This window comes from Burkholderia sp. Ap-955, assembly GCF_011753045.1.
GTDB lineage: Bacteria > Pseudomonadota > Gammaproteobacteria > Burkholderiales > Burkholderiaceae > Burkholderia > Burkholderia lata_D.
Window position 1 is genome coordinate 43294 of the sequence record NZ_VWWH01000044.1, and the last position, 13640, is coordinate 56933.

General features: G+C 66.7%; 9 protein-coding genes and 2 pseudogenes. 5 read left to right on the forward strand and 6 right to left on the reverse strand.

Annotated features, from left to right (window positions below):
* Positions 1 to 63 precede the first annotated feature (63 nt).
* Positions 64 to 1539, forward strand: coding sequence for a coniferyl aldehyde dehydrogenase (locus tag F3J15_RS22175; protein ID WP_166894024.1), 1476 nt, complete (start codon positions 64 to 66; stop codon positions 1537 to 1539).
* Between the two features lie 117 nt (positions 1540 to 1656).
* On the opposite strand, the gene F3J15_RS22180 is transcribed toward F3J15_RS22175, so the two are convergent.
* Entirely contained in the window at positions 1657 to 2535 is an 879-nt protein-coding gene (locus tag F3J15_RS22180) for a LysR substrate-binding domain-containing protein (protein ID WP_166894027.1), read from the reverse strand.
* A 132-nt stretch (positions 2536 to 2667) separates the two neighbouring features.
* Between F3J15_RS22180 and F3J15_RS22185 the strand changes: the two genes are divergently transcribed.
* The gene (locus F3J15_RS22185) at positions 2668 to 3300 is read left to right on the forward strand and encodes an NAD(P)H-dependent oxidoreductase (RefSeq protein ID WP_166894029.1); all 633 of its coding nucleotides are present in this window, start codon (positions 2668 to 2670) and stop codon (positions 3298 to 3300) included.
* A gap of 77 nt (positions 3301 to 3377) precedes the next feature.
* Here F3J15_RS22185 and F3J15_RS22190 read toward each other — a convergent pair whose 3' ends face one another.
* On the reverse strand, positions 3378 to 3995 hold the full coding sequence (locus tag F3J15_RS22190) for a LysE family transporter (protein WP_166894030.1): 618 nt from the start codon (positions 3993 to 3995) through the stop codon (positions 3378 to 3380).
* 67 nt (positions 3996 to 4062) lie between these two features.
* Here F3J15_RS22190 and F3J15_RS22195 point away from each other — a divergent pair, with 67 nt between their 5' ends.
* Positions 4063 to 4986 carry a LysR family transcriptional regulator gene (locus tag F3J15_RS22195; RefSeq protein ID WP_166894032.1) on the forward strand — a complete coding sequence of 308 codons (924 nt, stop codon included), beginning with the start codon at positions 4063 to 4065 and terminating at the stop codon, positions 4984 to 4986.
* A 126-nt stretch (positions 4987 to 5112) separates the two neighbouring features.
* Here F3J15_RS22195 and F3J15_RS22200 read toward each other — a convergent pair whose 3' ends face one another.
* Positions 5113 to 6066 carry a LysR family transcriptional regulator gene (locus F3J15_RS22200; RefSeq protein WP_345891547.1) on the reverse strand — a complete coding sequence of 318 codons (954 nt, stop codon included), beginning with the start codon at positions 6064 to 6066 and terminating at the stop codon, positions 5113 to 5115.
* A gap of 24 nt (positions 6067 to 6090) precedes the next feature.
* On the opposite strand from F3J15_RS22200, the gene F3J15_RS22205 reads away from it, so the two are divergent.
* Positions 6091 to 7509, forward strand: coding sequence for an MFS transporter (locus F3J15_RS22205; RefSeq protein WP_166894034.1), 1419 nt, complete (start codon positions 6091 to 6093; stop codon positions 7507 to 7509).
* On the opposite strand, the pseudogene F3J15_RS37820 reads toward F3J15_RS22205, so the two are convergent.
* The 3 genes and pseudogenes from F3J15_RS37820 to F3J15_RS22220 form a co-directional block, all read right to left on the reverse strand.
* Positions 7491 to 7715: pseudogene (locus F3J15_RS37820) on the reverse strand (short chain dehydrogenase); the annotation flags it as partial. The gene F3J15_RS22205 and the pseudogene F3J15_RS37820 sit on opposite strands and share 19 nt — an antisense overlap.
* A gap of 19 nt (positions 7716 to 7734) precedes the next feature.
* On the reverse strand, positions 7735 to 10227 hold the full coding sequence (locus F3J15_RS22215; protein WP_166894036.1) for a xanthine dehydrogenase family protein molybdopterin-binding subunit: 2493 nt from the start codon (positions 10225 to 10227) through the stop codon (positions 7735 to 7737).
* A gap of 21 nt (positions 10228 to 10248) precedes the next feature.
* A complete protein-coding gene (locus F3J15_RS22220; RefSeq protein ID WP_069249748.1) occupies positions 10249 to 10707 on the reverse strand; it encodes a (2Fe-2S)-binding protein in 459 nt (152 codons plus the stop codon).
* Between the two features lie 726 nt (positions 10708 to 11433).
* Here F3J15_RS22220 and F3J15_RS22225 point away from each other — a divergent pair.
* Positions 11434 to 13640, forward strand: a pseudogene (locus tag F3J15_RS22225) (hypothetical protein); the annotation flags it as partial.

Genomic DNA, 13640 nt, shown 5'->3' on the forward strand with positions numbered 1-13640 from the left:
GCCTATGATCCGCCGCATGCAAGTTGACAGTGTCTACATCGACGCAACCTCGTGAGGTGCACCATGGCCGTTTCCGCAGAATCCAGCTCGAGCTTCGACCCGGCGGCGTTGCTGGCCCGCCAGCGCGACGCGTTCGTCAGCGAGGGGCCGCCGAGCGTGCAGCAGCGCAAGGCCCGGCTCGCGCGGCTGCGCGCCGTGGTGCTCGCGTATCGCAGCGAAGTGGAGGAGGCGGTCAGCGCCGATTTCGGGCATCGCTCGCGACACGAGACCGCGATCATGGAACTGGTCGGCGTGATCCAGGCGATCGACTACCTGACGCGCAACCTGCGCCGCTTCATGAAGCCGCAGCGCCGGCACGTCGGGATCTTTTACCGGGCCGGGCACGCGCGCGTGGAGTACCAGCCGCTGGGTGTCATCGGCGTGATGGCGCCGTGGAATTACCCGTTCGCGCTCACGTTCATTCCGCTGGCCACCGCGCTGGCCGCGGGCAACCGCGCGATGCTCAAGCCGTCGGAACTGACGCCGCGCACCAGCGAGGTGATGCGCCGGATGCTCGCGGAAACCTTCCCGAGCGAAGAAGTCGCGGTCGTGCTCGGCGGCCCGGAAGTCGGCGCCGCCTTCAGCGGCTTGCCGTTCGACCACCTGCTGTTTACCGGCAGCACGCAGGTGGGCCGCAAGGTCATGAAGGCGGCCAGCGACAATCTGGTGCCGGTGACGCTCGAACTCGGCGGCAAGAGCCCGGCGATCGTCGCGAGAGGGCATGTCGATGGCCGGACGATGTCCAGCATCGTGTTCGGCAAGCTGTCGAACGGCGGGCAGACCTGCGTCGCGCCTGACTATGCGCTGGTGCATGAAGACGACCTGGACGCGTTCGTCGCGCAATACGATGCGGCCGTCGCGCGCTTCTACCCGGACGGTCCGACGAGCCCGGACTACACGTCGATCGTCAGCGACCGTCACTACGATCGCCTGCAAAGTCTCGTCGACGAAGCGCGCAGCAAGGGCGCGCGCGTGATCGAGGCGGGCGTGAACCCGCAGCAGGCGGCCACCCGCAAGCGGACGCTCGCGCCCACGCTGATCGTCGGGGCCGGCGACGATACGACCGTCATGCAGGAAGAGATCTTCGGGCCGATCCTGCCGGTGCGCACGTATCGCACGATCGACGAAGTCGTCGACTACGTGAATGCGCGTCCGCGGCCGCTCGCGCTGTATTACTTCGGCGCGCAGGACAGCGACTGCGAGTCGTTGCTCAAGCGCACCACGTCGGGCAACGTCGGCATCAACAACACGCTCCTGCATGTCGCGCAGGAAGACTTGCCATTCGGCGGCGTCGGTCCGAGCGGGATGGGCGCGTATCACGGCATCGAGGGATTCCGCGCGATGAGCCATGCCAAGGGCGTGTTCGTACTGGGGCGCTGGAACCTGCCGAGCCTGCTGCGCGCGCCGTTCGGCAAGCTCGCGGATCTGTCGCTGGCGGCGCTGCTCGGGCGCAGCCGGGAACCGGCGGGCGTGCGGGCGGGATTGAGCGCGAAGCGCTGAGACCGGCGACTCACCGCGACCGGCGAGCGGCTGTCTCGCAAGCAGCGCGCCGGTGTGGTCGAAGGCGCATGCGCGGGGGAGTTGTCCGGATCGAACCTCGGCGGTGACGGATGCCCGCTAGGGCCGGCTGCGCACGCCTGCCCCGTTGCGAATGGCGGCTTCATCGACAAGCGTCGCGGCGAATTCGACGGCGGCCGGCATTCCCGCGTCATGCATCATCACGAATTCCATGTCCGGCAGCGCCGGCAAGCCTTCGGACACGCCCAGCTCGCGGAGCGTGTCGTCGATCGCGCTGCGCGGCACCGGTGCGATCGCGATGCCGGCGCGAGCGAACGTGCGGATGCCCGTGACGCTCGGGCTTTCGCATGCGATGAAATAGCGCATGCCGGCCAGCGCGAGCGCCTTGATGGCCGCGCCGCGGTACGGGCACGGATCGGGGAAGCACGCGAGCGGCACATCGCCTTCCGGCAGCGGCTCGTGGCGCGCAAACGCCCAGACGAGCGGCTCTCGCCACAACGTCGCGCCCTGGCCCGTGTGCGCGCACCGGCTACCGATCACGAGATCGAACTCGCCGTTTGCGTGGCGTTGAAACAGGCTGTCGCCGATGTCGACCGTCAGATTCAGCCGCAAGCCGCGCCGCGCGGCGCCATGGCGGCGCATCACGTCGGGAAGCCAGCCCCCCGCGACATCCTCCGATGCGCCGATCCGCAGCGTGACATCGACTGCGTTGCCGGTGCCCAGCCTCGTCCTCGCTTCCTCGCTCAGATTGAGCATCGCGCGCGCGTAGCCGAGCAGCGTCTGGCCATGCTCGGTGAGCGTGACGCTGCGCGTGTTGCGGGCGAGCAGCGCCCGGCCGACCTGCTCCTCGAGACGAGCGATCTGCGCGCTGACTGCGGATTGGCTGAGATTCAGCCTGCGACCTGCGCCGGTAAAGCTACGCACGTCGGCGATGGCGACGAACGTATGAAGCAGTGACGTGTCGAGGGGCGGGTTCATTGATCACCAATTCGGGTTAATTCGATCAATTCATATCGTTTCCGGATTATAGGTCGATCCGATAGGCTGCGAAGTGCAGTGGGCGACGGCGCATCCCGCGCGTCGCCGTCACTTTCGGCAAGGACCGGTTTCATGACACGCGTGCTCTATATCGAAGGCTCACCCAACAAGGACTATTCGGCATCCATCGACGTGTGCAATGCCTTTCTCGATGCGTACCGGCACACCCATCCCGATCACGCGATACAGAAGCTCGACATCTGGAATCTGGCGATACCCGAATTCGACGAAGCCGCGCTGGCCGCGAAATATGCGGGACTGAGCGGCAAGGCGTTGACGCCGGCTCAGGCGGCGGCATGGCAACGGATCGAGCAGCTCGCGGCACCGTTCCACGAAGCGGACAAGTTCCTGTTCGGCGTGCCGCTGTGGAATTTCAGCATTCCGTACAAACTCAAGCACCTGATCGATGCGATTTCGCAGAAGGACGTGCTGTTCACGTTCGACGGCACAGGTTTCGCCGGAAAGCTGGCCGGGAAAAAGGCGGCCGTGATCTACGCGCGCGGGCTCGGTTATCAGTCGCCGGGCTCATTTACGCCGGCGGCCGAATTCGATCTTCAGCGCCCGTACATGGAGACCTGGCTCAAGTTCGTGGGTGTGAAGGACGTCACCGGGATCGTCGTCGAGCGCACCCTGTTCGGTCCAGACGGAAAGGTCGATCGTAGTCGCGCGATCGACGAAGCCCGCACGATCGCGCGCACGTTCTAAAGCGAACCCGTGGCGCTTCCGGCGCGCCAGCGAAGCGCGCCCGCCGGTTGCATCGGCGCGTGGCGCGCCGTGTCGAGTCAGCGCCCGCCGCGCGCGATGGCAAGCGCGACGCCGAAGCCCACGAGCAGGCAGCCGAAGGTGCGGTCGATCCAGTGCCGCAGCGCCAGCAGGCGATCGCGGACGGCCGTCGCGGAGAAGCACAGGGCCACCAGGCTGAACCAGCCGGCATGCGCGACGGCGATGAACGCGCCGTAGCCGATCTGCACGATCAACGGCGTGTCGGGCCGCACGGCCTGCATGAACAGGCTGACGATGAACACCGTGGTCTTGGGGTTCAGCGCATTGGTCAGGAAGCCGGTGCGCAGCGCGGCCAGGTCGGACAGCGGTGCGGCCGGTGCATCTGTCTGCCCGTTGCCGGCCTTCGTCATGAGCATTTTCACGCCGAGGTAGATCAGGTAGATCGCGCCGACCAGCTTGACGGCATTGAAGAGCCACAGCGACTGGCGGATCAGCAGGCCGACGCCCAGCAGCGTGTAGCTCACGTGCACCGTCACGCCGAGCCCGATACCCAGCGCGGTGAGCATGCCCGAGCGGCGCGACAGCATCAGGCTGTTGCGCGTGACCATCGCGAAGTCCGGCCCCGGGCTGATCACGGCCAGCAGGGTAATGGTGACTACAACTATCAGTTCGGTCATCGTCTTGTCCTTGCGATTGATGGCTTGATGGCGCAATATTATGGGTCATGTTCCATCGGGAAAAGCGATGATTTCTGACCAGAATGGTGAGATTGACTCACCATCCGTTCGCACGAACCTGCCATCGCTGATGGCGTTGCGTTGCTTCGAGGCGGCGGCGCGTCACGAGAATTTCAGCCGTGCCGCCGACGAGCTGTGCCTGACTCATGGTGCAGTCAGCCGCGCGGTGCGATTGCTCGAGGACGACCTGGGCGTCGCGCTGTTCCAGCGGCGCAGCCGTCGTGTGTTCCTGACCGATGCGGGCCGCAAGCTGGCGCAGGCCGTCCACGACGGGTTGGGGCTGATGCGTCACGCCGCGCAGGAATTGCGTACCGAGGCCGCCCGGGCGCGGCGCTGGGTCCTGTCGTGCGAACCGACGCTTCTGATGCGCTGGCTGATTCCGCGCTGGCCGGATTTTCAGGCGCGGCATGCGGGCGTCGACATTCACCTGGCTGCCGCAGGCGGTCCGTTTTCATTCGACAGCGGCATCGACATGGCGATTCGACGCAATGACTTTGCGTGGCCGGCGGGGTATCACGCGGAGCGGCTGTTCGCGGAGCAGGTGGGGCCGGTCTGCCGGCCGGATAAGGTCGATGCGTGGTTTTCCGTGCGTCGTGGCAGTCGTTCGTTGAAGGCGGATGTGCCGCGACTGCACACGCGGACACGGCCGGACGCGTGGAAGGAATGGGCGGTGGCGGCGAACCAGCCGGCCGCGGGCGGGCGCGGGCAGATGTTCGACCATTTCTATTTCAGTCTGCAGGCGGCCGTCGCGGGGCTCGGTGTCGCGATCGGCCCGTGGCATCTCGTTCGCGATGACATCGAAAGCGGTGTGCTCGTCGCGCCGATGGGGTTCGTCGAGGATGGCTCGCATTACTGCTTGTTGACGCCGGAACCGGTGGTGGCGGGGAGTGCGCAGGGGGATGTGCTGGAGTGGTTGAGGGCGGTGGTTTGATGGTTCGCGGGTGCGCGCAGATGGATGGGAGACGTTGCGCGTCCCCATCGAAGGGGCGTGGTGACGATCGGCGCGGGCATTGCAATTGGCCGCTGCGCCCGGTATCGCAGGCTGCCGTGACAGCCGTCACGACCGCCCGGAAGGCCCGTGCGGTGCGAAGGTCCTGCCCGTCACGTCAGCGATGAAGTCGATCGCCGCGCGAATCGACGGCGAGTGCCTGAGATCGGCGTGCACGACCAGCCAGATGTCGCGGGCGTACGGTTCCCCGTCGAACGGCAGGCGCTGCAACCCGGGATCGCAATCGCCCATGAACACGGGCAGGCCCGCTACGCCGATGCCCGTCCGGGCCGCGACCTGCTGCGTCGTGATATCGCTGACTTCGCATGCGATGCGGCGACCTCGAGCGATCGACTCGAGCCACTTCTGATGCGGCATTTCCGCGAATTGCGCGTCGTAGCAGATGAAGGCCCAATCGTCAGGCGTCGTCGCGTGCGCATAGTCGCGACTCGCATAGAGCCCGAAAGCCATCTCGCCCAGCTTGCGCGTCACGTTTTGCGGCTCCTCGGGGCGGAACAGGCGCACGGCGATATCCGCTTCACGACGGGCGAGCGATACGCTTTGCGCCTGGCTGGCCATCGACAGCCGAATGCCCGGATGCAATTGCGCGAACGCATACAGATGATTCGCGAAGAAATTGTTGGCGAGCACGGGCGGCACGCTGATCGTCACGGTGCCGTGCATCGGCAGGTGTTCCGTGAGCGCGAGGCGCTCGATCGCAAATGCGTGTTCCTCCATTTTCCCGGCGAACTCGAGAATCTGCCGGCCGGCGGCGGTCGGCCGGCACGCGCGCGGCAACCTGTCGATCACGCGCATCTTCAATTCCGATTCGAGTGCGGCCAGGCGACGGCTGACTGTCGCATGATCGACATTCAACCGCCTGGCGGCCGCGGAAAGACTCCCCGCTTGAGCGACGGCAACGAAGTAACGCAGGTTTTCCCAGTCGAACATCGGTGCATTTTCTCCAGGTTGCTGTGCTGTTTTACGGAATATTCGCACAGAAGGCGATCCTCTACGCTTCAATCCTCCGAATGCGAAGGATTGCCGATGCAGACATCATCCACCCATCACCCGCAGCTGGTTCAAACGGCGGCGTGCCTCGGTTATGCGGTCGTCTTGATCGACGTCAGTGTCGTCAACGTGGCGCTCGATGCATTGCGAACGGCGTTTGGCGCAGTGCTCACCGACCTGCAATGGGTCGTCAACGCGTATGCGCTCGTGTTCGCGGCGACCCTGCTGATGGCGGGGGCGCTCGGCGACCGGCTGGGTGCAAGGCGCGTGTTCATTGCCGGTTACGCGATCTTCACGCTGTCGTCGATCGGGTGCGGCATCGCGCACGCCATCGGCGCGTTGATTGCCTGGCGTCTCGTTCAGGGGATTGGCGCCGCGCTGCTGGTGCCGAACTCGCTGGCCGTGCTGCGTCTCGCATTCGACGACGCGGCAGCGCGTAGCCGCGCGATCGGCTGGTGGGGCGCCGGCGGCGGCATTGCGTTGGCAGCCGGGCCGCTGGCTGGCGGGTTGCTCATCGCCGCAGTCGGCTGGCGCAGCATTTTCCTGGTAAACGTGCCGGTCGGCATCGCCGGTATCTGGATGACCTGGCGGTTTGCGCCCGACACGAAAGCGCAGGGCGGCAGGCGCCTCGATCTTCCCGCGCAACTGACCGGTGCGTTGGCGCTGGCGGCGCTCACGTTCGCGTCGACCGAGATCAGTGCGCTGGGGTGGCGCAGTCCGGTCATCGTGAGTGCGTTCGCGTTGTGCGTTGCGTTGGGCATCGCGTTCGTCCGGCTGGAAGCGCGCAATCCGGACGCGATGGTGCCGGCCGGGTTGTGGCAGGACCGGATCGTCCGCAGCGCGATCGTGATCGGCGCGATCGCGAACCTGGTCTTCTACGGCATCGTCTTTACGTTGAGCCTGCTGTTTCAGTCGGTCTGGCATATGACGCCCGTGCGCGCAGGCGTCGCGTTTCTGCCGATGATGGGGGTGCTGATGGTCATGAGCATCGTCGCCGGACGGCTGACCGGCCGGCTGGGCGCGCGCACGCTGGCGACGGCCGGGCTGTCGATTTCAGCGGTCGGTTATCTGGCGATGTGGCCGGCGATTGCTGCGCAATCCAACGGGTTGCTTGCGATACCGATGCTGCTTGCAGGCAGCGGCATTGCGTTGACGATACCGACCATCATGGACGCGGCGCTCGCGGCGGTGAGCGGCGCGCAGTCAGGTGTGGCGTCGGGGTTGTTGAATACGGCGCGACAGGTGGGCGGCGTGATGGGCGTCGCGTTGTTTGGCTTCTTCGTTCGTGAGGAAGGGGGCGTGGCGTTCGTCCATGGGATGGAGCGGGCGTTGATCGTTTCGGTTCTGTTGCTGGTGGTGGGTGCGGTGATGGCTTGGCGGTATCTCGGGCAGTCGGGGGCGCGCAGGATTCCGGTTCGCGGGGCGAACCCTCAACGTCAGTGCCCCACCCGATAAACGCGGCCGCCATGCACGCCTTCCATGCTGCGTCGATAGACCATTGCCGCACGTGCCGCCGGCACACTTTCGCAGCCGGGGAAAAACCGACCGAACCGGTCCACGGATTCGGTCGGTACGGTCGGGCTCACCGCGTTGATCCGGATGCCCCGTGAGAAGTCGCACGCGGCAGCACGCACGCATCCTTCAATCCCGGCATTCGGCGCGCCAATCCGGCAACGGGCATCAGGTCGTCGTTGGCTTCTTGAGATCGTCGATGCACGGGATGCCTGCTTTCCGCTTGGGACGGAGAAATTTGGGCACCGAGTTCGCTTGCCCGACGCCAGCCTGGCTTTGACTGACCTTCGGCTTCAAGGTGGCCGTCTTCGCCTTGTGCGGCATCCGGCAACCGCCGGCCGGCAGGTCGGCGTACGGATCGTCTTCCGGCGTCGCCGCCGCGGCGGGCAGTGCGGGCGCGGTCGACGCGACCAGCATCGGCGCGAACGGCAACGCGCGCATCCGCTCGCCGGTCAGGACGAACGCGCCGTTGGCGACCGCCGGTGCGATCGGCGGCACGCCGGCCTCGCTCAAGCCGGTCGGATGCGCGTCCGACGGGACGAAGAACACGTCCACCGGCGCCGCTTCCTGCATCCGCACCGGCGAGTAGTCGGCGAAGCCGGCGTTGCGGGCCGCACCATGCTCGACGTCGATCGCGAAACCCGGCTTGGTCGTCGCGAGGCCGAACAGTGCACCGCCCTGGATCTGCGCTTCCGCGCCGGTCGGGTTCACGATGCGGCCGGCATGCACGCCGGCCGTCACGCGATGCACGCGCGGCTTCTGGGCCTCGATCGACACCTCGGTCACATAGGCGACGACCGTGCCGGCGGTTTCGTGCATGGCGACGCCCCACGCGTGCCCGGCAGGCAGCGTGCGCGCGCCGTAGCCCGACTTGTCGACGGCCAGTGCGAGCGCCTGGCGATGGCGCGTGTGCTCGGGGCCGGACAGCCGCGCCATCCGGTACGCGACCGGATCCTGGCGGGCCGCGTGCGCGAGTTCGTCGACGAGCGTCTCCATCACGAACGCCGTATGCGTATTGCCGCCCGAGCGCCATGACTGGACCGGCACGTCGACGTCCGGCTGATGGACCGAGACCTGCATCGGGAAACCATACGGGCTGTTCGTCACGCCTTCGGTGAGGTCGGGATCGGTGCCGCTTTTGCGAATCGTCGTGCGCTCGAGCGGCGAACCCTTCAGCACCGACTGGCCGACGACGACGTGCTGCCAGTCCCGCACCGCGCCGCTGCCGTCGACACCGATGTCGACACGATGCAGCACCATCGGGCGGTAATAGCCGCCGCGCAGATCGTCCTCGCGCGTCCAGATCGTCTTGACCGGGCCCAGGTGGCCGGCCGCGAGGTACGCGGCGGACACGTGGGCGGCTTCGACCACGTAGTCCGACGTGGGCGTCGAGCGCCGGCCGTAGTCACCGCCCGACATCATCGTGAAGATCTGGACTTTCTCGGGCGCGACACCGAGTGCCTTCGCGACCGCGGCGCGATCGGTCGTCTGCATCGACGAACCGCCCCAGATCTTGATCCCGCACGCGCAGCTCGGCGGGCCGACGTCGACCGTGCAACTGAGCGGTTCCATCGGCGCATGAGCAAGATACGGAAATTCGTAGTCCTTCTGGATTCGCGTCGCCGCCGGCGGTGCGTTGCCGGCATCGGCGGTGCGCACCACGGTGCCGGGCGTGCCGGCGAGCTGCTTGTATGCCTGCATCTGTTCGGAGGACGTGACGGTCGAACCGGTGTCCTTCCACGTGACCTGCAGCGCGTCGCGACCGAGCCTGGCAGGCCAGTAGCCGTTCGCGATCACGGCCACGCCGGTGCCGCCGCGATCGGTCGGGATTTCGACGACCTCGACCACGCCCTTGACGGCGCGGGCCGCCGCCGCGTTGTAGCTCGCAACCTGTCCGCCGAAGCGCGGCGGGCGTGCGACCACGGCCACCATCATGTCCGGCAGGCGCCAGTCCATCCCGTACTTGAGCGTCCCGTCGAGCACGGCGCGCGATTCGACGCGCGGGGTCGGCTTGCCGATGATGCGGAACTGGTCGGGCGACTTCAGCGGCACGTGCCGCGGCACCGGCATCGCCATCGCGTCTTGCGCGAGTTCGCCGTAGGTCGCGGTGTGGCTGCCGGACGTCACGACGCCCTGCGCGGTCCGGCACGTGGCCGGATCGACGTTCCAGCGCCGGGCGGCCGCGGCGACGAGCATCGCGCGCGCGGACGCGCCGAGTTCGCGGTATTGCGTAAACGAATGGTTGATCGACGTCGAGCCGGCCGTCATCTGGATCCCGGTCACCGGATCCTTGTACGGTTCGCCGGCCGGCGCGAGCACGGTGCGCACGTTGCGCCAGTCGGCATCGAGTTCGTCGGCCAGCGCCATCGGCAGCGCGGTGCTGACGCCCTGGCCGGACTCGGTCCGGTTGACGGCCACCGTCACCGTGTTGTCCGGCGCGATGATCAGGAATGCTTGAGGAGCCGAGGTCCGAAGCGTCATGCCGGCTTCGGCGCCGGCGCGCGTCGGCTTGATGCCGAGCGCGAGGCAGCCGCTCGCCGCCATCGTGAGTTTCAGGAAGCCGCGCCGGCCGAGCATCGGAGAACCGGCTCCGGTGACGGTCGAAGCGTCGGGGGCAGGGGCGTCGGTGTTCGCCGGGCGCCCGGCAGTGCGGATACGCATGATCACAGTCTCCCGGCGGTCTCAGGCAAGTGCGCTGGCCGCATCATGAATCGCGGCGCGGATGCGCTGGTAGGTGGCGCAACGGCACAGGTTGCCGGCCATCGCGCGATCGATGTCGGCATCGGTCGGCGCCTTGTTGCCGCGCAGCAGCCCTGCCGCACTCATCATCTGGCCGCTCTGGCAATAGCCGCATTGCGCGACGTCGTGGCGGACCCAGGCGTCGAGGACGGCCTTGCCGATTGCATCGTCGGCGAGGTGTTCGGACGTCGTGATGCGCGCACTTCCCACCGACGACAGCGCGAGCGTGCAGCTGGGCACGGGCCGGCCGTCGACGTGCACGGTGCACGCCCCGCAGTCGCCGGTGCCGCAGCCGAACTTGGTGCCGGTCAGGCCGAGGTTGTCGCGCAGCACCCAGAGCACCGGCGTCGACGGATCGGCGTCGATCTCCGCCGACCGGTTGTTGATGTTCAACGTCACCATCGTGAAGTTCTCCCTTGGACACCGCGTTATCGTTCGCGAGACAAAACCGCAATGCGACGGATGTGAACCAATTAAAGCAGATTCGAGAATAATTCAGCATCTCGAAAATCGGATTTTTTGCCTTTCTTAATGATTTTGGCTGGTTAGTTAAAATATAAAATTTACAACCGGTATACAAATGTGCGAATGTCTCAGAAAGAATGTTGAGTTTTGACAAAAACTTGCAGGCCCCATGGAAAACGTTTGCGAGTCGAGCCTATATTTGACTCGCGATCAATGCGGGGGAGACGAATCGAACGATGGAGTCAGGTTAATCCATATATGAAACAACAGTTCCTGGATTGAATTCCGGGGGCGGATTCCGGCGTTTGTTTTCATGGCGCAAGGCTTGCCACGCGGGCACTTTGGGTGCGACCGCCGTTTGACCTGTATAGGGAGGCGCGTAATCGGCGCGGGTTCTTCGGCGGCGTCTTTGATGTGCCTGAAGCAGCGGTTTCTAATAAGTGGAAGATTTACCGGGCAGGGGGATCAAAAGTAAAAAATGCTGATTAAATAATGCCAGTTGATTAATTCTCGCCAGTTGTCAATCCGGTCATCCGTTTTGGTTTGATGACGAGGCGGCTTTTATCCAGAAAAATCGAATAACAGATTCCGGTATTTCCTTTCTGTATTCCTAATTGCGGGAAGGATTCGGGACGTCGATTCTCTTTATGGGAAGGTGTGATTATGCGTATGCGCATGGGTTCGAATAAAAAGCGCGCGGATGCACGTCCGAAATTCCTCGTTCCGACCGGCATGCTGGTCGCGCTGGTCGGCGCCGGGGTCATTCCCGCCGAAGCACTGGCCGCCTGCACCGGAACACCTGCCGTCACCTGTACCGGCGCGACCGCCAGCTACGCGAACGGCACGAACGGCCTCAACGTCACGGTCGCCCAGGGCGCGACCGTTTCCGTGCTGCCGTTGTTCGGCGGGACGGCGATGTCGCTGACGGGCAGCGGCGTCACGCTGACCAACAACGGGACGATCGACCCATCCCTGGCCGGCCTGAGCGCCGTTTCGAACGGCACGGTCGTCGGCAATGTCCTGTCCCCGAGCACGGTCAATGTCACCAACACGAGCACCGGCGTGATGATGGGTTCGACCAGCGGGTTGCTGGGCAACGGGCCTGCATTGACCGTCTACAACGGCATTGGCGGGACGACGAACATCACGAATGCCGGCACGATCGGCACGACCGGCATCCTCGGCTTCACCGCGGGCCCGACCGCACAGGTGGTCACCGCGCAGGGGGGCGCCCAGGTCAATTTCACCAACGCGAGCGGCGGCGCGATCAATGGCTCCGTGGTGCTTGCGCCGAGCGGACTGGCCGGCACCGGTAATACGTTCACCAACGCGGGAACCATCACGGGCAACGTGTCGCTCGGCGCGGGCCTCGGCACGTCGAACACGTTCAATGCGTTGACGGGATCGTCGGTCGGGCTCGGCGTCGATGCGGGCGTGGGCGGCAACAACACGCTCAACCTGCAATTGAACCCGGCCGCCGGCGGCGCGACGAACGGCGCCATCGCGGTCGATACGTTCGGCAACTTCAACAACCTCGCCGTGCAGGGCGGCACGTGGGACATCACCGGCGCATCGACCGCGGCGAACGCGTCGCTGACCGGCGGCACCGCGATCGTCCATGGTGCCGGTGCGCTGGGCACCGGCACGATCGTCGCCGGCGGCGGCACGCTCGAGGCCGGCGCGGCCGGCGTGAACCTGCTCAACAACGTGACGCTGAACGGCAGCCTGACGGTGGACGGCGCGAACGGGCTCGCGTTGTCGGGCACGATCGCCGGCGGCGGCGCGCTGAACGCGCAAGGCACCGGCACGCTGGCATTGAACGGCACCAATTCGTTCACGGGCGGAACGAATCTGACGGGCGGCGGCGGGCTGCTCGTCGGCACGAGCGGGGCGCTCGGCGGCGGCGCGCTGAACGTGACGGGCGCGGGCGGCTCGCTCGGCACGAGCGTCGGCGGCACGGTGCTCGGCAACGCGGTCAATATCGATACCGGCGTGACGCTGGGCCTGAACGGCTCGGCCAACCTCGGCCTGGGCGGCACGATCGCAGGCAATGGCGGGATTGCGCAAACCGGCGCGGGCACGACGACGCTGCTGGGCTTGAACACGTTCTCGGGCGGCACGGCGCTCGCCGGCGGCGGGCTGATCGCCGGCAACGGCGCGGCGCTCGGGACCGGCGCGCTGCACGTGACCGGTGCGGGTGGCTCGCTGGCGACGAACGTGGGCGGCACGCTGCTCGGCAATGCGGTGAACCTCGATGCAGGCGCCACGCTGGGCCTGAACGGCGCGGCGGGCCTGAGCCTCGGCGGCACGATCGCCGGTAACGGCGGCCTCGCGCAAAGCGGCACGGGCACGACGACGCTGCTCGGCGCGAACACGTTCTCGGGCGGCACGGCGCTGAGCGGCGGCGGGTTGATCGCCGGCAATGGCGCGGCGCTCGGCACGGGGGCGCTGAACGTGTCCGGCGCGGGCGGCACGCTCGCGACGAACGTCGGCGGCACCGTGCTGGGCAATGCGGTGAACCTTGGCGCAGGCGCGACGCTCGGCCTGAACGGCGCGGCCGACCTGGGCCTCGGCGGGGTGATCGGCGGGAGCGGCCAACTGGCGCAAACCGGCGCCGGCACGACGACGCTGCTCGGCGCGAACACGTTTACGGGCGGCACGACGCTGGGCGGCGGTGGGCTCATCGCCGGCAACGGCGCGGCACTGGGCACGGGCGCGCTGAACGTGGTCGGCGCGGGCGGTTCGCTCGCGACGAACGCGAGCGGCACCGTGCTCGGCAATGCGATCAACCTCGGCGCGGGCGCGACGCTCGGGCTGAACGGCGCGACCGACCTGGGCCTGGGCGGCACGATCGCCGGCGCGGGCGGCCT